Source organism: Modestobacter sp. SYSU DS0657 (assembly GCF_054050925.1).
In genome coordinates, this window is record NZ_JBJHAG010000013.1 from 89659 (window position 1) to 108942 (window position 19284).

The 19284-nt window shown below is 74.8% G+C and carries 21 protein-coding genes; 9 read left to right on the plus strand and 12 right to left on the minus strand.

Annotated elements, in window-relative coordinates; genetic code table 11:
* Positions 1–63: 63 nt before the first annotated feature.
* From ligD (ACI79A_RS10405) to ACI79A_RS10420, 4 genes are all read right to left on the minus strand, one after another.
* Complete coding sequence (gene ligD, locus ACI79A_RS10405) at positions 64–981, minus strand: non-homologous end-joining DNA ligase (protein WP_457082727.1); 918 nt, start codon at positions 979–981, stop codon at positions 64–66.
* Between the two features lie 73 nt (positions 982–1054).
* Positions 1055–2533, minus strand: a complete 1479-nt coding sequence (gene ligD / locus ACI79A_RS10410) for a non-homologous end-joining DNA ligase (protein WP_457082729.1) — start codon at positions 2531–2533, stop codon at positions 1055–1057.
* Positions 2534–2546: 13 nt separating this feature from the next.
* Entirely contained in the window at positions 2547–3560 is a 1014-nt protein-coding gene (gene ku, locus ACI79A_RS10415) for a non-homologous end joining protein Ku (RefSeq protein WP_457082731.1), read from the minus strand.
* A gap of 178 nt (positions 3561–3738) precedes the next feature.
* On the minus strand, positions 3739–4329 hold the full coding sequence (locus tag ACI79A_RS10420; RefSeq protein WP_457082733.1) for a DUF1360 domain-containing protein: 591 nt from the start codon (positions 4327–4329) through the stop codon (positions 3739–3741).
* A gap of 182 nt (positions 4330–4511) precedes the next feature.
* Here ACI79A_RS10420 and ACI79A_RS10425 point away from each other — a divergent pair, with 182 nt between their 5' ends.
* Complete coding sequence (locus ACI79A_RS10425; RefSeq protein WP_457082735.1) at positions 4512–5030, plus strand: hypothetical protein; 519 nt, start codon at positions 4512–4514, stop codon at positions 5028–5030.
* Between the two features lie 264 nt (positions 5031–5294).
* Positions 5295–5684 (plus strand): STAS domain-containing protein, encoded by a 390-nt coding sequence (locus ACI79A_RS10430; protein ID WP_457076290.1) that lies wholly within the window; start codon positions 5295–5297, stop codon positions 5682–5684.
* A 126-nt stretch (positions 5685–5810) separates the two neighbouring features.
* Here ACI79A_RS10430 and ACI79A_RS10435 read toward each other — a convergent pair whose 3' ends face one another.
* Positions 5811–6821 (minus strand): DNA topoisomerase IB, encoded by a 1011-nt coding sequence (locus tag ACI79A_RS10435; protein ID WP_457082737.1) that lies wholly within the window; start codon positions 6819–6821, stop codon positions 5811–5813.
* Between the two features lie 284 nt (positions 6822–7105).
* Between ACI79A_RS10435 and ACI79A_RS10440 the strand changes: the two genes are divergently transcribed.
* Both ACI79A_RS10440 and ACI79A_RS10445 read left to right on the plus strand, forming a co-directional pair.
* A complete protein-coding gene (locus ACI79A_RS10440; RefSeq protein ID WP_457082739.1) occupies positions 7106–7639 on the plus strand; it encodes an ATP-binding protein in 534 nt (177 codons plus the stop codon).
* Positions 7636–8613 carry a SigB/SigF/SigG family RNA polymerase sigma factor gene (locus ACI79A_RS10445; protein ID WP_457082741.1) on the plus strand — a complete coding sequence of 326 codons (978 nt, stop codon included), beginning with the start codon at positions 7636–7638 and terminating at the stop codon, positions 8611–8613. Before ACI79A_RS10440 ends, ACI79A_RS10445 begins: the two co-directional genes overlap by 4 nt.
* A gap of 114 nt (positions 8614–8727) precedes the next feature.
* On the opposite strand, the gene ACI79A_RS10450 is transcribed toward ACI79A_RS10445, so the two are convergent.
* The gene (locus ACI79A_RS10450; RefSeq protein WP_457082743.1) at positions 8728–9975 is read right to left on the minus strand and encodes an SPFH domain-containing protein; all 1248 of its coding nucleotides are present in this window, start codon (positions 9973–9975) and stop codon (positions 8728–8730) included.
* Positions 9976–10103: 128 nt separating this feature from the next.
* Positions 10104–10535, minus strand: a complete 432-nt coding sequence (locus tag ACI79A_RS10455) for an NfeD family protein (protein WP_457082745.1) — start codon at positions 10533–10535, stop codon at positions 10104–10106.
* A gap of 101 nt (positions 10536–10636) precedes the next feature.
* Here ACI79A_RS10455 and ACI79A_RS10460 point away from each other — a divergent pair, with 101 nt between their 5' ends.
* On the plus strand, positions 10637–11377 hold the full coding sequence (locus tag ACI79A_RS10460; protein WP_457082747.1) for a hypothetical protein: 741 nt from the start codon (positions 10637–10639) through the stop codon (positions 11375–11377).
* 99 nt (positions 11378–11476) lie between these two features.
* On the opposite strand, the gene ACI79A_RS10465 is transcribed toward ACI79A_RS10460, so the two are convergent.
* From ACI79A_RS10465 to fabG, 3 genes are read right to left on the minus strand one after another with little or no spacing between them, the layout of a single operon-like run.
* Positions 11477–12646, minus strand: a complete 1170-nt coding sequence (locus ACI79A_RS10465; RefSeq protein WP_457082749.1) for a ferrochelatase — start codon at positions 12644–12646, stop codon at positions 11477–11479.
* The gene (gene fabI / locus ACI79A_RS10470; RefSeq protein ID WP_457082751.1) at positions 12639–13418 is read right to left on the minus strand and encodes an enoyl-ACP reductase FabI; all 780 of its coding nucleotides are present in this window, start codon (positions 13416–13418) and stop codon (positions 12639–12641) included. Before fabI ends, ACI79A_RS10465 begins: the two co-directional genes overlap by 8 nt.
* Positions 13418–14122: a 3-oxoacyl-ACP reductase FabG gene (fabG, locus tag ACI79A_RS10475; protein ID WP_457082753.1), complete on the minus strand. Its 705-nt coding sequence runs from the start codon at positions 14120–14122 to the stop codon at positions 13418–13420. Before fabG ends, fabI begins: the two co-directional genes overlap by 1 nt.
* A 149-nt stretch (positions 14123–14271) precedes the next feature.
* Here fabG and ACI79A_RS10480 point away from each other — a divergent pair, with 149 nt between their 5' ends.
* From ACI79A_RS10480 to ACI79A_RS10490, 3 genes are all read left to right on the plus strand, one after another.
* Positions 14272–15231, plus strand: a complete 960-nt coding sequence (locus ACI79A_RS10480; RefSeq protein WP_457082755.1) for an alpha/beta fold hydrolase — start codon at positions 14272–14274, stop codon at positions 15229–15231.
* Positions 15228–15542 carry a hypothetical protein gene (locus tag ACI79A_RS10485; protein ID WP_457082757.1) on the plus strand — a complete coding sequence of 105 codons (315 nt, stop codon included), beginning with the start codon at positions 15228–15230 and terminating at the stop codon, positions 15540–15542. The genes ACI79A_RS10480 and ACI79A_RS10485 overlap by 4 nt, the downstream gene beginning before the upstream one ends.
* Before the next feature lie 65 nt (positions 15543–15607).
* Entirely contained in the window at positions 15608–16066 is a 459-nt protein-coding gene (locus ACI79A_RS10490; RefSeq protein ID WP_457082759.1) for a nuclear transport factor 2 family protein, read from the plus strand.
* Between the two features lie 214 nt (positions 16067–16280).
* On the opposite strand, the gene ACI79A_RS10495 is transcribed toward ACI79A_RS10490, so the two are convergent.
* The gene (locus tag ACI79A_RS10495; protein ID WP_457082761.1) at positions 16281–16733 is read right to left on the minus strand and encodes a heavy metal-responsive transcriptional regulator; all 453 of its coding nucleotides are present in this window, start codon (positions 16731–16733) and stop codon (positions 16281–16283) included.
* An 89-nt stretch (positions 16734–16822) separates the two neighbouring features.
* Between ACI79A_RS10495 and ACI79A_RS10500 the strand changes: the two genes are divergently transcribed.
* Complete coding sequence (locus ACI79A_RS10500) at positions 16823–18463, plus strand: RecQ family ATP-dependent DNA helicase (protein ID WP_457082763.1); 1641 nt, start codon at positions 16823–16825, stop codon at positions 18461–18463.
* 51 nt (positions 18464–18514) lie between these two features.
* Here ACI79A_RS10500 and ACI79A_RS10505 read toward each other — a convergent pair whose 3' ends face one another.
* Positions 18515–18826, minus strand: coding sequence for a hypothetical protein (locus tag ACI79A_RS10505; RefSeq protein WP_457082765.1), 312 nt, complete (start codon positions 18824–18826; stop codon positions 18515–18517).
* Between the last annotated feature and the right edge of the window lie 458 nt (positions 18827–19284).

Consider the following 19284-nt stretch of genomic DNA (forward strand, 5'->3'; position numbering starts at 1 on the left):
CATCGGTCCGCAGGCTGACCCGCCGTCCCCCTCCGGGACTACCGCCCCGCGCCGGGAGGAGGGTCAGACCGGGGGCAGTCCGGCGCGCCGTCGGTCGGCGACGTCGAACAGGTCGCCGAGCTCCTCGACCCGGGCCAGCACGTCGGCGGTGCGGAACACCAGGGTGGCCGGGTCGGCGCCGTCCCGGACGGCGTCCACCTCCTCCCACGCCAGCGGCGTGGAGACCGTCGCCCGGGGCCGCGCGCGCAGCGAGTAGGGCGCGACCGTGGTCTTGGCGGTGTTGTTCTGGCTCCAGTCGACCAGCACCTTGCCCGGCCGCAGGGCCTTCTCCATCCGCCACACCACCTGCTCGGGCGTCTCCCGGGTGAGCTGCTGGGCCAGCCGCTTGGCGTAGCGGCTGGGGTGCTCCCTGTCCTCGGCGGTGATCGGCGCGTACACCTGCAGCCCCTTGGAGCCGGAGGTCTTCACCACCGGGTCGAGCCCGTCGGCGACCAGCACCTCCCGCAGCCGGTGTGCCACGTGCGCGCACTCGGCGACGCCCGTGCCCGGCCCGGGATCCAGGTCGAGCACCAGCAGGTCGGGCAGCTGCGCGACACCGTCGTCGTCCACCCGCCACTGCGGCACGTGCACCTCGAGCGCCGCCAGGTTGGCCGACCAGGCCAGGTCGGGCACGGCGGAGAGCAGCACCATGTCCAGCGTTTCCCGGCCGCGCGAGGACCCGGGCGAGGGCACCGCCACCGACTCCACCCACTCCGGGGCGTGCCGCGCGCTGTTCTTCTCGAAGAAGGCCTGGCCGTCGACCCCGGAGGGCCAGCGGGTGAAGGTCACCGGGCGGCGGGCCACGTGCGGCAGCAGCACCGGGGCGATCCGCACGTAGTAGTCGATGACCTGCGCCTTGGTGAAGCCGACCTCCGGGAACAGCACCTTGTCCAGGTTGCTGACCTCCAGCTGGCGGCCCTCGATCTGCACCCGCTGCCTCACGCGATCTCCTCGCCGGCGCTCGTCGAACGCCTTCGGCGAGCCGCCCTGCTCATCGGTTCGCTCGCGAGCTCGCTCACGGCTCCACCACGACGTCCTCCGGCCGGACGTCGTCGCGCAGCCCCCGCCACGACGGGTGCCGCAACCGGCCCTCCCGGGTCCACTCCCCGAACCGGACCTCCCCCACGAGCTCGGGCTCGACCCAGTGGGCATCCCGGGTGACCTCCCGGGGCAGCGCCGGGGCACCCGGGGGCGTGGCGAACGGCGAGGTGCTGCGCGGGGTGAGCAGCGGCGCGAGGTCGGCCAGCGCCTTCGCGGTGAACCCGGTGCCCACGTGCCCGGCGAACACCAGCCGGCCGGCGTCGTCGTGCACCCCCAGCAGCAGCGAGCCGATGCCGCCGGCCCGCCGGCCCTCCCCCGGCCGCCAGCCGCCGACGACGACCGCCTGGGTGCGCAGGTTCTTCACCTTGCGCCAGTCCGGGCCGCGCCCGCCGGGCCGGTACGGGGAGTCCAGCCGCTTGGCGACGACGCCCTCCAGCCCGTTGTCCCGGCTGGCCGCCTGGACCGCCGGCCCGTTCCCGCGGAACCAGGGCGTGGTCACCCACCGGTCGTTGCCCAGGCCCAGGGCGTCCAGTCGTTCCCGGCGCTCGGTCCAGGGCCGGTCGAGCAGGCTCTCGCCGTCCCAGGCCAGCAGGTCGAACACCAGGTAGCTCACCGGTGCCGCGGCGGCCAGCCGGGCCACCTCGGGTCCGGTGCGGTGCATGCGCCCCTGCAGCCGGCCGAAGTCCGGGCGGCCGCGGGGGTCCAGGGCGACGACCTCGCCGTCGAGGACGGCGTCGTGCCCGGACAACGCCGTCGGCAGTGGGGCGAGCTCGGGGTAGGTCGCGGTCACGTCGTTGCCGCTGCGCGCCCGCAGCCGCAGCACGCCTCCGCGCACGTGCGCCAGCACCCGGACACCGTCCCACTTGAACTCGTAGCCCCACCGGTCGTCCGACGCCGGGGGCAGGTCCCCGAGCGCGGCGAGCATCGGCGGGAGGTCCTCGGGCACGCCGGCGGCGACCGGCGCCGCCGGCACCGGGTCGGGGTCGAGCCTGCGCAGGTTCCAGCTGCCGTCGGGCAGCCGGAACAGCACGTAGCGGCCGGTCAGCCGTCCGCCGTCGAAGGCGACGGTGACGTGGTCGTCGGTCCACTTCTCGGTCGCGTACCGGCCGGCGTCCCAGATGGTCGACACCCCGCCGCCGTACTCGCCGGCCGGGATGGTGCCGGAGAACGAGGCGTACGCCAGCGGGTGGTCCTCGGTGGGGACGGCGAGCCGGTTGACCCCCGGTTCGGTCGGCGGGCCCTTGGGCACCGCCCAGCTCTTCAGCACCCCGCCGCGCTCCAGCCGCAGGTCCCAGTGCACCCGCTCACCGGTACGGCCGCGGGCCGTGTGGTGCTCGTGGACGACGAAGACGTCGTCGTCGCCCTGCGGCAGCGGCTGCCCGGCCGGCGGCACCGGCTCCGCGGTGCGGGCGGGGTCGCGCTTGGCGCGGTACGCCGCCAGGGGGTCGGACACGGAGCGGCCGGGATCAGGCCGTCTTGCGCGCCCGCGAGCTGCGCTTGGCCGGCTTCTCGTCGGCATCGGCGGACTGCGCGGCCGTCTTCTTCGCCGGGGTGGCCTTCTTGGCGGCGGTCTTCTTCGCCGGCGCCTTCTCCGCGGGGGCGGTCTTCTTGGCCGGGGCCTTGCGCGCGGTGGTCTTCCGCGCCGGGGGCGCCTCGTCGGTGGCCGGGGTGTCGTCGGCGTCGTCGTCCTGCGCCGCGGGCGCCGCGCCCCCCGCCCGCTCGACGCTGCGCCGCAGCGCACTCATCAGGTCGACCACGGCCCCACCGCCGTCGTCGGCGACGTCCGGGGCGGGCTGCACCTGACCACCGGACTGCTTGGCCTCCAGCAGGGCCTGCATCGCCTCGCGGTAGTCGTCGGTGAACTGCGTCGGGTCGAAGTCGCCGGCCATCGTGGAGATCAGCGACTCGGCCATCGCCAGCTCCTGCGGGCGGACGGCGACGTCCTCGTCGAGGAAGCCGAAGTCGGGCCGGCGGATCTCGTCGGGCCAGCGCATGGTGTGCAGCACCAGCACGCCCTCGCGCACCCGCAGCGCGGCCAGCGACTCCCGCTGGCGGATCGCGATCTTGGTGATCGCCACCTGGCCGGCGTTCTCGAGCGCGGTGCGGAGCAGCACGTACGGCCGGGTCGCGACGCCGTCGGGCTCCAGGTAGTACGTCTTCTCGAAGTGGATCGGGTCGATCTGCTCCTGGTCGACGAACTGGAGCACCTCGATCTCCCGGGTGGTCACCAGGGGCAGCTCGTCGAAGTCGGCATCGGTCAGCACGACCAGCTGGCCGTCGGGCAGCTCGTAGCCCTTGCCGATGTCGCCGTACTCGACCTCCTCGCCGTCGACCGCGCACACCCGGCGGTACTTCACCCGCCCGCCGTCGGTCTTGTGCACCTGGTGGAACCGGATGTCGTGGTCCTCGGTGGCCGAGTAGAGCTTGACCCCGATGCTGACCAGCCCGAAGGAGATGGCGCCCCGCCAGATCGACCGCACGACTGACCTCCCGCCCCGGGCCGGCGACGCCGGCGTCTCGACAAGATCGAAGGATAGGCAGGTCGGCGCCCCCGCGGCAGCACGAGACGGTCACCCAGCGCAGTCGACCACCCGGGAGGGTGACCCGCCGGGCCTGGCACCGCGTGCCAGGCCCGAGCACGCTGGGTGACCGGCCGGGTCAGACGGCCTGGCCCGTCACGTCCTCGGGGGGCGGGTCCCCGCCGGGGCGCAGCGCACCGTTCTGGATCGAGTCGTAGACGAACTGGAGCACGTCGGAGCCGGCGACCATCGTCATCGTCAGCGCGGCCAGCCGGGTGGCCCGGGGCGCGGCCACGTACCCGAGCACGAAGCCGGTGCCGACCCACTGGGCCATGCAGAACGGGCAGGTGAGCAGCTCGCCGACGGCGTGCTTGACCCCGCCGTGCTCGCGCACCTCCTCGGCGACCTCCGCCTCACCCGAGGTGCCCTGGTAGCTGACGAAGGGGGCGCGGACGGGTGCGGTCACCGGGTCCTTGGCGATCCGCCGGGCCAGCCGGAACGTGCCGATGGTCAGCAGGGCGGCGTCACCGAGCGGGATCCGGGAGGGCAGTTCCCGGCCGGAGGCGCGGATCGCGGCGGCCGCCGCGCCGACCAGCCCGGCGTAGACGCCCATGGCACCCAGGTCCGCACCGAGCGGCCGCGCCTCTCCCTGCGTGTACTCCTGCTTCTGGGTGCGCACCCAGCGCCGGAGCGGTGCGCCCATGCGCTGGACATCGTCGGTGATCGCCATGCCGGCCCTGCTACCCGCCGGCCACGACCGCCATGCCCCGCCCGGGCGGGAGCCGGGTCACGCATGCCGCCGGGGAGCGCGGGTAGGGGCTGCGCACGACGCCGGTCACCCGACCGGTCCCCCCGTCCAGCCGGACGGACGAGCGCGCCCGCCCCCGAGGCGCGCAGAACGGAGGCACCACCATGACCGACCCGGACCGCGCCGCCCGCGACTCCGCCCTCAACGACGCCGAGTTCCCCGACGACGAGCGCGGCCTCACCGGCACCGAGGACGGCCCGCGCGGTGACGTCGGCCCCGAGGGCCAGACCGCCCGCGACGTCTTCCCCGCGGACAACGGGGTCCCCGAGATCTCCCAGGACGACAGCCCGACGATGGCGCGCGCCGAGGACCCGGAGTTCGCCCCCGAGCCCGGCGACCGCCAGCACCAGGACGTGGACTTCGGGACGACGGCGCGCGAGCAGTCCGAGGGCGAGTCGCTGTCCGGCCGGCTGGACCGCGAGATCCCCGAGGACGCCGCCGACGTCCGCCCCGCCGAGGACCCCGACCGCGCCTTCGCCCAGCTGGACCAGGACGAGGACACCGACCGGCTCAGCGACTCCGGCACCAACCGCACCGGCGACGACGTCGAGGCGTTCGCCGACGCCCCGGTCGGCGGCGAGGGTCCGGAGGAGAGCGCCGTCCACGTCGTCGAGAACACCTGATCGAGGTCCGTCCGGGGCCGCGGCGCGGGTGACGCCGTGACCACTTTCGGGTGCGCGCAACCAGTTGGATTGGTGCGCCGATCATGGCGCGACTAGGTTGGGCGCCGCGGTTGAGCAGCCAGCCGTCGCCTGCCCGGGCCGTCCGGACCAGGTGTCCGGAAGACCCGGTGCCACGGGGTGTGGGAGGCCGGAGGGCGTACGCCAGTACGCTGTCCAGGCGTCCGCGCGCCCAGCGCGCACCGCCCCTGAGAGGAGCTGCAGTCCGTGACCTCATCCGACTCACCCGCCGAAGGCACGTCGGCCGCGGCTGACACGAACGAAGCCCCCTTCGACGACGTGATCACGCTGTCGACGTCCACCGACGACGACGGCACCGTCACCGTGACGGTCATCGGCGAGGTGGACACCTTCACCGCTCCGGTGCTGCGGGCCTCGCTCGACACCCAGCTGGAGCAGCAGCCCACCGCGCTGGTCATCGACCTCTGCGGCGTCCAGTTCCTCGGCTCGGCCGGCCTGGCCGTGCTCGTGGAGACGCAGAAGTCGGCCCGCTCGCGCGACGTCGGCCTGCGCCTGGTGGCCAACACCCGCGCGGTCACCCGCCCGCTGGAGGTCACCGGTCTGATCGACCTGTTCACCATCGCCGAGAAGGCCTGACGAAGGCCCCTCTCCTCCCCCGCCCCTCGCGAGCTCGCGACGGGCCCCTGGAGAGGGGCCGCAGACACGACGTCGACGGCGCCACACCTCCGGGTGGGGCGCCGTCGCTGCGTCCGGACCCGTGGTTCAGCTGCTGAGCAGGCTGCAGACCGCGGCCTCCAGCGTGCGCTGCGCCGTCCGGTCGTCCGGGGCCTCCGCCGCCGCCGCCAGCGCCTCGGCGATCGTCTCCCCGTGCTCGTAGCGGTCGACCACCCGCGGGTCGACGTAGCTGGCCTTCGCCACCGTGGGGGTGTTGCCCAGCTGCTCGGAGACGCGCACGTAGGCCTCCCGCACCGCCTTCTTCCGCGCCGTCCGACTCGTCGGCGCCGGCTGCTCGGCCAGTGCGGCGGCCATCATGACCGTCGCCGTCCAGGTGCGGAAGTCCTTCGCGGTGATCTCCGCGCCGCTGATCTCCTTGAGGTAGGCGTTCACCTCGTCGCTGGTGACGTCGTGCCAGCTCCCGTCGGCGAGCCAGTAGCCGAGCAGCTCCTCGCCGGTCTCGGCCGGGCGCTCCAGCAGCTGCCGGACCACCGTCGCGGTGGGCTGATCGGTCAGCTCGATCTCCCGCTCGATGCCGCCCTTGGCGGTGTAGGAGAAGAAGGTGCGCTCGCCGCGCACGCGCACGTGCTCGCGGCGCAGCGTGGCCAGGCCGTAGGTGCCGTTGTCCTCCGCGTACTGCTCGCTGCCCACGCGGAACGCGCCGAGGTCGAGCAGCCGCACCGCGGTGGCGAGCACCCGGTCCCGGGTCAGCCCGCGCTTGCGCAGGGCCGCCACCACCTCGTCGCGCACGTCGGGCAGCTGGGAGGAGATCTCCAGCACCCGCTCGTGCTTGGCGGCGTCGCGGCGGGCCCGCCACTCGTCGTGGTAGCGGTACTGCCGGCGTCCGGCCGCGTCGGTGCCCACCGCCTGGATGTGACCGTTGGGCCAGGGGCAGATCCAGACGTCCTTCCAGGCCGGGGGGATGGCCAGGCCCCGCACCCGGTCCAGCCGCTCGTCGTCCTTGATCAGGGCACCGGTCTCGTCCCGGTAGGAGAACCCCCGCCCGGCGCGGCGCCGGGTCCAGCCCGGGGCGTGCACGTCGCTGCGGCGGAGTCTCACGGCTGGGAGATGGTCGGCGGCGAACCGTTCCAAACACGGCCCGTCGTCGGCCCACTCGCCCCGGTGACGACCGTGCTCGGGGCCGTGTTTGACGGAGGGCCCCGTTGGGCACCACCGCCAGGCGGTCCGACTACCGTCGGGTCAGCGGGCCCGGCCCGCGCACGCACCCGCGGGGCGACCGCTCGTCGCTCGCGCGTCGGCAACGGTGCCGCACCCGGGTGCACCGGATGGACCGTCGCGCTCCCGCCCGGGAGCGCGGGGACGACGAAGGAGCAGACGAACGCATGGTCGACACGACGGGGGCCGCCCCCACGGGTGAGCGGCGGGCCGAACGGTTGGAACTGCGGGTGCCGACCTCCCCGACGCAGCTTCCTGCGGTGCGCGCGATGGCCGGGGACCTGGCGATGCGGATGGACTTCGACCTGGACGCCGTGGAGGACCTGCGGCTGGCCGTCGACGAGGCGTGCGCCACGCTAGCCGCCATCGCGCTCGGCGACTCCCCGCTGACGGTGGTCTTCGAGGCCACCCGCGAGCACCTGCGCATCGACGCCTGGGTGCCGACGGCGGCCGGGGTCGACGTGCCGCGCGACGGCTTCGGCTGGGCGGTCCTGGCCACGCTGGTCGACACCGTCGAGGCAGGCCCCCGCGACCAGGCCACGGTCCCCGCCGGCGACGGGTCGCCCGACCCGGTCGCCTGCATCGCGATGGTCAAGCGGCTGCGTCGGTACAGCATGGCGGCCGGGGCCGCGGACCCGTTCACCGACGAGGTCCTGGCCGACGCGGGTCCCACCGACCACGACGTCTCGGTCGCACGGTGACCCGGTCGGCTGCCACGGACCAGCCGGCCACCGATGACGTCCTCGACGCCGGTGCCCCGGCCCGTCCCCGCCCCCCGGCCGACGACGCTGCGGCGAGCGGCAGCGAGGTGACCACCGACGCCATCGACGTCCCCGGCACCGGCGCCGAGCCCGCGGCGAGCGCGCCGGAGGGTGACGAGGCGGAGCCCGCCGCGGACCCGGTGCCGATCTCGGACAACCGCAAGCGGGCCGAGCGGACCGCTCCGCTGTTCGCCGAGCTGGCCGGGCTGGAGAAGGACGACCCTCGACGCGAGCGGCTGCGGGAGATCCTGGTCGAGGAGCACCTCCCCCTGGTCCGGCACTTCGCCCGCCGGTTCAGCAACCGGGGCGAGCCGTTCGACGACCTGCTGCAGGTGGGCACCCTCGGGTTGATCGCGGCGATCGACCGCTTCGACCCCAGCCGGGGCGTGGAGTTCCTCTCCTTCGCGGTGCCGACCATCACCGGTGAGATCAAGCGGCACTTCCGCGACCAGGGCTGGTCGGTGCGGGTGCCGCGGCGCCTGCAGGAACTGCACCTGTCGCTCAACGCGGCGGTCAGCGAGCTGTCCCAGAAGAACGGGCACGCACCGACCCCGTCGGAGCTGGCCGAGCACCTGGGCATCCCGCGGGCCGAGGTGCTCGAGGGCCTGGCGGTGGCCAACGCCTACCGCAGCAGCTCGCTGGACGAGCGGCTCTCCGGTGAGGAGGACTCCCCCACCCTGGCCGCGACGCTGGGCGAGGAGGACGCCGCGCTGGAGGGTGTGGAGTACCGCGAGTCGCTGCAGCCGCTGCTGGCCACCATCCCGGCCCGCGAACGCCGGATCCTGATCCTGCGGTTCTTCGGCAACATGACCCAGTCGCAGATCGCCGCGGACATCGGCATCTCGCAGATGCACGTCTCCCGGCTGCTGTCCCAGACGCTGGCCAAGCTCCGCGAGGGCCTGCTCAAGGACTGACGAAGGACCCCGTCCTCCTCAGCCCCTCTCGAGCTCGGGGGCGAGCCTCTGGACGGGGCCGATGCGCCGGTGGCCCAGAACTCGTCGAGTTCTGGGCCACCGGCGTTCAGCGCGTCAGGACGGCGGGAGCTGCGGCGGGTCGTCGTCCGCAGGTCGGTTGCGCGGGTCGGCGGCCGGGCCGCTCTCCTGCACGTCCTGCTTCACCTGCGCCAGCGGCGGCGGGGTGGGGATCTGCGGCGTCGTCTCCGCCGGCTGGTCGGCGATGCTGGACAGCGAGATCTTGGCCTCGGGCTGCTCGGCCGCCGGCGGCAGGTTCGAGTCGAACCAGTTGCTGGTGTCCAGTGAGGACGCCGGCGGCTGCCCCTCGGCGGGACGCTGCCCGCCGGTGGGTGCGTCGACGTCCAGCCAGCTGCGCGACCCCTCGCCGTCGTCGCCACCGCCCAGCTTGGAGAGGCCCTCCAGCGCCTTGCTGAACTCGCTGGGGACGATCCACATCTTGTTCGCGTCGCCCTGGGCGATCTTCGGCAGCGTCTGCAGGTACTGGTAGGCCAGCAGCCCCTGGTCGGGCTTGCCGTCGTGGATGGCCTGGAAGACCGTCTCGATCGACTTGGCCTGCCCCTGCGCCTGCAGGAACAGCGCGGCGCGCTCACCCTCGGCGCGCAGGATGCGGCTCTGCCGCTCGGCCTCGGCGTCCAGGATGGCCGCCTGCTTCTTGCCCTCCGCCGACAGGATCGAGGCGGCCTTCTGGCCCTCGGCGGTGGTGATCGCCGACTGCCGCTGCCCCTCGGCGGTGAGGATGACCGCGCGCTTGTCGCGGTCGGCGCGCATCTGCTTCTCCATGGAGTCCTGGATCGACGGCGGCGGGTCGATCGCCTTGATCTCGACCCGGGCCACCCGCAGGCCCCAGGGGCCGGTGGTGCCGTCGAGCACGCTGCGCAGCTGGGAGTTGATGCCGTCCCGGCCGGTGAGCGCGCCCTCGAGGTTCAGCCCGCCGACGACGTTGCGCAGGGTCGTGGTGGTCAGCTGCTCCATGCCGGTGATGTAGTTCGCGATCCCGTACACCGCCAGCCGCGGGTCGGTGACCTGGAAGTAGACGACGGTGTCGATGCCGACCTGCAGGTTGTCGGCGGTGATCACAGGCTGCGGCGGGAAGGAGATGACCTGCTCACGCAGGTCGATCGTGGCGCGCACCCGGTCGACGAACGGGACGAGCAGGGCCAGGCCCGGCGACAGGGTGCGGCTGTAGCGACCGAGACGCTCGACCACCTTGGCCTGGGCCTGGGGGACGATCGTCACGCTCCTCGCCAGCACGAAGACCACGAGCACGGCGATCACGATCAGGGCGATCAGGGCGGCATCCACGCGGGTGGTGCTCCGTTCCTAGGAGGCGGTGCGTCCCGCTGATCCTGCCCTCCGCGGCAGCACCGCGTCACGTCCCCGCGCGCGGTGTCACCCGATCGCAGCCCGGACCGGCCAGTGCCGGTACCCGGTCACAGGTGGCTGACGTAGGCGATCGGCCCCTCGATCTGCACGATGCGCACCGCAGCGCCGACCTCGTAGGCCTCGCCGTCGAGCTGGGTGCGGGCCGTCCACTCGTCGTCGCCGAGCCGGATGCGGCCCTCGGTGTTGTCGACGCGCCGGCTGACCACGGCCTCGCGGCCGACGTAGGTCGCGACCCCGTCGATCTGCTCGGGGGTGCGGTCGACCAGGTGCCGCTTGGCGATCGGGCGGACCACCACGAGCAGGCCCGCGGCCACGACGACGAACGCGAGCAGCTGCAACCAGACCGCCCCGCCCAGCAGGGCGACGGTCATCCCACCGAGGGCGCCGCCGGCGAACATGAGCAGCACCAGGTCCAGGCTGGCGACCTCACCGGCCGCGAACAAGCCTGAGGCGATCAACCAGAGCAGCCAGGCGGGCACACCCCGAGTCTGGCACGCGCTGCTGCGCCCGGCCGATCGCGGCGCCCCGCGTGCCGCCCGCCCGGGCAGCACCGTCCGGCGCCGTCGTAGCCTCGGTCACCGTGCACGATCTCGCCGCCGGCCGTCTCGCCGTCTGGGCCACCGCCTGGCTCACCGGCCGCTCCTCCTACGACGAGGCGCTCGACGCCGTCACCGGGGACACCGCCCACCGGGTCGTCGGGATGCCCGGCACCGACGAGGCCGTGCCGCTCGGCTGGGCGCTGAGCGCGCTGCGGGGTCTCGGGGAGGCGCGGCTGCGGCTGGTGCTCCCGGCCCCCGGGGACACCCGTGGGGTGCCCGCCGTCCCCGCGTTGACGGCGCTCGCGCTGGAGTCGGGACAGGTAGCGGTCGGCGGGCAGGTAGCGCTCGTGCCCGAGGAGCTCGGCACGGAGATGGTCGCCTGGACGGTGGTGCCGCTGGACGGCGCTCCCCCGGCCGCGCCCGCCGCCGAGGGGACGCTGCGGGCGGCCTCCGGGGCGCTGGACCTCGCCGTCGGGGACGCGGCGCGCACGCTGGCCTCCCTCGACCTGGCCCGCTGGCACCCGGAGGTCCCGTCGCTGCTGGCCGGGCTGGCCAAGGGCGTGCGCGCGCCCGGGCTGCCCGACGACCACGACCCGCTGGCGGTCTCGGTGCTCGGCCGGGCCCAGCGGCTGCGGCAGGTGCTCGACCTGGCGATGGCCGACGCACCCGGGGCCGCGGTCACCCACGCCCAGGCGGCCGCCCGGGACGAGGCGCTGCGTCCGCTGGCCACCGCCGTCCGCGAGGCGACCGTCGCCGCCTACAACTGGGTGCCGCGGAGCTGAGCACCGGCGCCGTCAGGCGTTGATCATCGGCGAGTGGTCGATCGACACGCCGGCCGGTCGGGCCACTCGCCGATGATCAACTGCCGGGGAGTCCGCGGGTCAGGCCGCCGGGCGGGTGGGGCGCTGCACGAAGCAGCAGAACGCCGGGCAATTGGTGCCCAGCCGCGGCTCGCCCCCCGCGCGGCGCTCCTCGAGCAGCTCGCGCAGCGAGCGGACGAACGCCGGGTGCGTGCCCGCCGTCGCCGCGCGGGCGAAGGCGAGACCGAGCTCCTCGGCCGTCTCCTTCGCCTCGTTGTCCAGGTCCCAGATGACCTCGAGGTGGTCGCTGATGAAGCCCACCGGGAAGACGACGACGGCCCGCTCCCCGTTCTCCGCCAGCGCCCGCAGGTGGTCGTTGACGTCGGGCTCCAGCCACGGCACCGACGGCGGGCCGCTGCGGCTCTGCCAGACCAGGTCGAACGGGCGGCCCGGCGCGGCGGCGTCGACGACCAGCTGGGCGGCGCGCTGCAGCTCGGCCTCGTAGGCGTGCCCCCGCGGCCCGGCGACGTCGGCCATCGCGTTCGGGATGCTGTGCGCGGTGGCCACGAGCCGGGCACCGTCGCGCAGGTCGGCCGGCAGCTGCGCCAGCGCGGCGGTCAGCGCATCGGCGTTGGCCTGCACGAAGCCCGGGGCGTCGAAGTAGTGCGGCAGCTTCTCCGCGGTGGGGCCGGCCGGCGCCGCCGGGTCCGCCTCCAGCGCGACCCGGGCCCGGGCGACGTCCTCGTGGTACTGCCGGCAGCCGGAGAACGACGCGTAGGCCGACGTCGCCAGGACGTAGGCGTGCTCGATGCCGTCCTCGGCCATCTGCCGCCAGGCGTCCTCGACGTAGGGCGCCCAGTTGCGGTTGCCCCAGTACACCGGCAGGTCGACGCCGGCCGTCTCGAACTCGGCCTCCAGGGCCGCGATCAGCGCCTCGTTCTGGTCGTTGATCGGGCTGACACCGCCGAAGTGGTGGTAGTGCTCGGCGACGGCCTCCAGCCGCTCCCGCGGGATGCCGCGCCCCCGGGTCACGTTCTCCAGGAACGGCATGACGTCCGCGGGCCCCTCCGGGCCACCGAAGCCCAGCACCAGCAGCGCCTCCCGGCGGCCGGCCGGCGCGGGCTCCGCCGACGGGGCGACCCCGCCGTTGTTGCGCACGGCGAGCGAGGGCTCCTCGTTCGGCTGCTGGCCGGCCGGGGTGATCGACGCCCCGTCCGGCATCGGGTGCGCCGGGCGGGAGAGGTCAGACACCGACGGCATGGAACCCGCCGTCCACGTGCACGATCTCCCCGGTGGTGGCCGGGAACCAGTCCGAGAGCAGGGCGGCGACGGCCTTGCCCGCGGGGTCGGTGTCGGTGACCGACCAGCCCAGCGGTGCGCGCTGCTCCCACGCCTCCTCGAACTGGTTGCTGCCCGGGATCGACTTCATCGCCATGGTGCGCAGCGGGCCGGCGGCCACCAGGTTCACCCGCACGCCCTCGGGCCCGAGCTCGCGGGCCAGGTACCGGGAGGTCGACTCCAGGGCGGCCTTGGCCGCACCCATCCAGCCGTAGACCGGCCAGGCGACGGTCGCGTCGAAGGTCAGGCCGACGACCGACGCGGTCTCGCCGAACAGCGGCCGGCAGGCCTGGGTCAGCGACGCCAGCGACCAGGCGGAGACCTGGAAGGCGGTGGCGGCGTGCTCCCAGCCGACCTCGGGGAAGCCCTCCCCCATCGCCTCCTGCGGCGCGAAGCCGATCGAGTGGACGACGCCGTCCAGGCGCGCGTCGTCGCCACCCAGGTGCTCGCGCAGCCGGTCGGCCAGCGTCGACAGGTGCTCGGTGTCGGTCACGTCCAGCTCGACGACCGGCGCCTCCTGCGGCAGTCGCTTGGCGATCCGCTGGCACAGCGAGAACGCCCGGCCGAAGTTGGACAGGACGACGGTGGCGCCCTGCTCCTGCGCGATCCGCGCCGCGGAGAAGGCGATCGACGCCTCCGTCAGCACGCCGGCGATCAGGATCTTCTTGCCGTCCAGAATGCCCATCAGTGCCCCATCCCCAGTCCGCCGTCGACCGGGACGACCGCCCCGGTGATGTACCCAGCCTGCTCGCTCGCCAGGAACCGCACGACGCCGGCGATCTCGTCTGCCTGCGCGTAGCGGCCCAGCGGCACCTGCCCGAGGATCTCCTGCTGCCGCTGCTCGGGCAGCTCCGCGGTCATGTCGGTGGCGACGAAGCCCGGCGCCACCACGTTCGCGGTGACGTTGCGGCTGCCCAGCTCCCGGGCGATCGAGCGGGCGAGCCCGACCAGCCCGGACTTGCTCGCCGCGTAGTTCACCTGCCCGGCCGAGCCGGAGAGGCCCACCACGGAGCTGATGAAGACCATCCGGCCGGTGCGGGCGCGGACCATCTTGGACGCGGCGCGCTTGGCCACCCGGTAGGCCGCGGTGAGGTTCGCGTCGAGGACGTCGGTGAACTGCTCCTCGCCCATGCGCAGCAGCAGCCCGTCGCGGGTGATGCCGGCGTTGCTGACCAGCACCTCGACCGGGCCCTGGTGCTCCTCGACCTCGGTGAACGCGCGGTCGACCGCTGCCGCGTCGGTGACGTCGCACTCCACGCCGAACAGCCCCTCGGGCGCGCCGCTGCCGCGGTGGGTGATGGCCACCGAGTCGCCCTGCTCGGCGAAGGAGCGGGCGATGGCCAGCCCGATCCCCCGGTTGCCGCCGGTCACCAGCACCGACCTGCCCACGTGCCCCACCTCGCCGATCGCCGCCTGCACTGCGTTTCGTCGGGCTCAACCTAGTCGGTGGGCGAGGGCCGGTCCGCCGGGGCGTCCGCCGGGGGCCGGGCGTTCCGCGCGGAGGATTGACCTCCCGCGGCGACGGGCACCGCCGGTGGATGCCCCCCGAGGAGACCCGCCCGAGCGACGTCGTGTCCCGCGACGGCACCCGCCTGTCCGTGACCACCTGGGGCCCCGCGAGCGCTCCCCTGGTCGTGCTGGTGCACGGGATGGGGATGTCGACCAGCTCCTGGGGTGAGGTGCCCGAGCGGCTGGCCCGCGCCTGCCGGGTGGTCGCCTACGACCTGCGCGGGCACGGCCGCAGCGGGGCGGCCCGGGACGGGTCCTACGGGCTGGCCACCCACGCCGCCGACCTGGGCGCGGTGCTCGACCGGGTCCGGTCCGAGGGCGAACGGGCCACCGCCCTCGCGCACAGCCTCGGCGGCGCGATCGTGCTGGAGCACGTCGCCGCCGCCGGGGACGGCGCGCTGTCCGGCATCGTCTTCGCCGGCTCGGGCGGCTCCGCGGTCAAGCTCCCGAGCCTCCCGGCCGCCGGCGCACGCGGCCCGCTCGCCCAGCTGGTCCGTGGCTGCTGGCTCGCCGTCGTGGTGGCGGCCATCGGCCTGGCCCACGCGCTGCGACCGTGGCGCTGGGCGACGGCCCGGCTGACCCGCTGGTACGCCTTCGCCCCGGGGGCGCCGGACCACCTCGTGGCCCGGGTCCGGGAGGACTTCCTGCGCACCCGCGCGCGTGCGCTGGCGAGGACCGCGCTGGCCAGCCTGGCCCACGACGGGCAGGCCCTGGCCCCCGCGGTCTCGGTGCCGGTGACGGTGGTGCACGGGACCCATGACAGCGAGGTCTCCGGCGCCGACGCCGAGCGGCTGGTCGAGCGGATCGCCCGGGCGGAGCTGGTCGAGGTCCCCGACGGGGCGCACATGCTCCCGCTCACCCACCCGGACGTCGTCGTCGACGCGGTGCTGGCCATGGTGCGGCGCACCGGGGACGGCGAGGTGCAGCGCACCGGGGACGGCGAGGTGCGGCGCACCGGGGACGGCGAGCGGCACCAGGCCAGCGCGTGAGCGCACCGGGAGGCCCCACCGGTGTCCGGGGCGTGGTGCGCCTGCTGAACACCTCCGGCGGGCGGCTGCTGTGCCTGGCCGGGCAGGTCGACGTCGCCGCCGTGACCGCCTTCGTCGACCGCTACGGGCGGGAGCCGGCGCGGGTGGACGTGATCGATGCGGGCTCGGTGACGGCGCTGTCGCCGTCCGGGCTCGAGCTGCTGCTGGACCACCTGGCGGTCGCCGCGCTGGCCGGGCGCCAGGTGCCGGTGCGCCGTTCCCCACCGGTCGACCGGGCACTGACCGCAGCGGCGGTGGCCGACCGCTGGTGAGCCCCTCGGCCGTAGGCCACGATGGGGCGACCGCCCGACCCCCGACCAGCTGGAGCCCCCCCCCCGTGACCGATCGCCCACCGCTGCCGCCGTTCACCCGGGAGACCGCGCTGCAGAAGGTGCAGGCCGCCGAGGACGCGTGGAACTCCCGGGACCCGGAGCGGGTGTCACTGGCCTACACCGAGGACTCGGAGTGGCGGAACCGGGACACCTTCCTCACCGGTCGCGCGGAGATCGTCGACTTCCTCACCGCCAAGTGGCAGCGCGAGCTCGACTACGTGCTGCGCAAGTCGCTGTGGGCGTTCACCGACGACCGGATCGCGGTCCGCTTCCAGTACGAGTGGCACGACGCGACCGGGCAGTGGTGGCGCAGCCACGGCAACGAGAACTGGGAGTTCGACGCGCACGGGCTGATGCGCCGCCGGGAGGCGAGCATCAACGACGTCCCGATCAGCGCCGACGACCGCCGCTGGACCGGCCCGCGCACCGACGCCGAGCGCGGGGTGGAGATCCCGCTGCGCTGACCGATCCCCGGCCTGAGCACCGAGGAGCCGGGGAGGGGCGCCGTCGCGGAGAGCTGCGACAGGGCCGCCGTCGACCTGCTCGTCGTCGTCCCTCCGGGCGTCTCCGGGGTGCCGGCCACCCGCGCTGCCACCGGCCCGGGTCCGGCGGCAGCCAGGGGACGTGCGACTCAACAGTCGCAGGAGCAGTTCTGGTCGGCGCAGTCGCAGTCGCAGCTCAGTCGCAGCACGTCGGGTCACCTCCCTCCTGGCTCGGGCACCACGTGCCGGGGCTCGGCGGCGGGCAGTCGTCGGCCGGCAGCGCCTCGGCCATGGCGACCATCTCCGCACGCAACCGGGTCAACCGGTCGAGTTCGGCGTCGAGCTCGGCGAGCCGGCGGCGCAGCAACTGCTCCGCCGGTTCGCAGGCGCACGAGCCGGTGTCCCGGACGGCCAGCAGCTCGCGGATGTCGGCCAGCCGCAGACCCAGGCGCTGTGCGCCCTGGACGAACCGGAGCCGGTCCAGCTCGTCGTGCGGGTAGCTCCGGTAGCCCGCCGCGGTCCGGGCGGGCGGGCGCAGCAGCCCCACCCGCTCGTAGTAGCGGACGGTGTCGCCGGAGACCCCCGCGGCCTCGGCGAGCTCGGCGACGCGCAGCCCGCGGGCTCCGCTGCCGGTCTCGGTCGTCGTCATGGCCGGACCGTAGACCTCGGAGTCGGCTCCAAGGTCAAGTCGGCCGACCGGGCGATTGCGACGGTCCGTGCGGTGGGTACCGGCCATCGGTGCCGGACACCCGCGAAGCCCTCCAGCAGACCGCCGCCGACAGCTTCGGCTGGCCGGAGCTGCACCCCGAACAGCTCGAGGCCATGGAGCAGGTGATGGCCGGCCGCGACGTCCTCGCCGTGCTGCCCACCGGCGCGGGGAAGTCCGCCATCTACCAGGTGCCCGCGCTGCTGCTGGACGGCCCGACGCTGGTCGTCTCGCCGCTGCTCGCCCTGCAACGCGACCAGATGGAGGGCATCGAGGGGTCCCGCGCCCCCGAGGCGGTGGCGGTCAACTCCGCGCAGCGGGCCGGGGAGACCCGGCACGCCTGGGACGCCGTCCGGGAGGGCGAGGCCGAGTACCTCTTCCTCTCCCCCGAGCAGCTGGCCAAGGACGACGTGCTCGACGAGCTCGCCGGGCTCGGCATCAGCTTCTTCGTCGTCGACGAGGCCCACTGCGTCTCCGCCTGGGGCCACGACTTCCGCCCCGACTACCTCCGCCTCGGGACGGCCATCGAACGGCTCGGGCACCCGCCGGTCCTGGCCCTCACCGCGACCGCGGCGCTGCCGGTGCGGCAGGACGTCCTGGCGAGACTGGGCCTGCGTGACGCCGTGGAGGTCGTGGCCAGCTTCGACCGGCCCAACCTGCGCCTGGCCGTGGAACGGGAGAGCGACGACCAGCGCAAGCGGTCCGCGGTGGTGGTGCGGGTGGGCGGGCTGATGTCCGACCCGGCCACCCGCGGCGGGCTGGTCTACGTCGCCAGCCGCAAGGACGCCGAGTACTACGCCGCCGAGCTCGCCCAGTTGGGCCACCGGGTCGCGGCCTACCACGCGGGGATGAAGGCGGCCGACCGCACGCGGGTGCACGAGCAGTTCCTCGGCGGCGAGGTGGACGTCGTGGTGGCCACCTCGGCGTTCGGCATGGGCATCGACAAGCCCGACGTCCGCTTCGTCGTGCACGCCTCCGCGCCGGAGTCGCTGGACTCCTACTACCAGCAGATCGGCCGGGCCGGCCGGGACGGCGAGCCGGCGGAGGTGTACCTCTTCCACCGCCCCGAGGATCTCCACCTGCAGACCTTCCTCACCGCCAGCCGCGCCCCCGAGGAGGTGCTGGCGGAGGTGGCGGAGTCCCTCGACCAGCACGACGGGCCGGTGCGCACCGCCGAACTCGCCGACGACGTCGACGCCCCGGCGGCCAAGCGCACCCGCGCGGTCAACCTGCTGGAGCAGGCCGGCGCGGTCGCCACCACCGACGACGGCCGGCTGGAGTACCTGGACCCCGGCGTCGGCCCGCGCGAGGCAGTGCAGGAGGCCGTGGAGGTGTCCGAGACCCACCAGCGGCTGATCCGCTCCCGGATCGAGATGGTGCGCGGCTACGCCGAGACCACCGGGTGCCGGCGGCAGTTCCTGCTCGGCTACTTCGGCGAGCAGCTCCCGCACCCGTGCGGCAACTGCGACACCTGCGAGGCCGGCACCGCGCAGGAGCACGTGGTCGACGACGCCCCGTTCCCGGTGAACAGCGGCGTCCGGCACCCGGAGTGGGGGCACGGCGTCGTGATGTCCGTGGAGCCGGACCGGCTGACGGTGCTGTTCGACCAGGAGGGCTACAAGACCCTGGCCACCGCCGCCGTCGAGTCCCACCACCTGCTCACCGCGGACTGAGCCGGCAGGTGGCCCCACGCGCACCCGCGCCCGGAGTTCCCCGCCGGTCGGTCAGTGCGCGGCGGCCGCCCGTCCCGCGACCGCCGTGGGACGGGCGAGCCGGACCCCCACCGCGGCGACGACGGACAGCGCACCGATGACCGTCAGCGCCGATCCGAGCCCGCCGATCGCGGCACTGAGCCCGAGCACCACCAGGGGGCGGACGAACTGGCCGAGGAACAGCGCCGCGGTCCACACCCCGGTGGCCTGACGGCGCTGCTCGAACCCCAGCGAACCGAGCGCCCAGCTGAGCAAGGCCGGCAGCAGCAGCCCGTTGCCCAGCCCGGTGACGACGGCGAAGACGGCCACCACGGCCGGGGCCACGACCTCCCGCCTGATCGCGGAACTGGTCGCCCACGGGCTGCTCGAGCGCGGCCCCGGCCGGCAGGTGCGGGTCGGAGTGCGACTGTGGGAGCTCGGGACGCGCGCATCGCCGACCGTCTCCCTGCGGGACGCAGCCATGCCCTTTCTCGAGGACGTCAACTTCTCGCAGATCGCCGGCCGGCTGCCGCTCCCCACGTCGGCGGCCGGGCTGGTGCTGCTGGCGCACGCGCCGCGCGCCCTGCAGGAACGGGTGCTCACCCGCCCGCTCCGGCCCGTCACGCCACGGGGGTTCAGCACGCCGGCGGGGGGGGGGGGGGGGGGGGGGGGGGGGGGGGGGGGCGGGGGGGGGGGCGGCGGGGGGGGGGGGCGCCGCCGGGCCCCCCCCCCCCCCCCCCCCCCCCCCCCCCCCCCCCCCCCCCCCCCCCCCGCCCGGGTGGTACGCCGCGGCGATCCTGGGC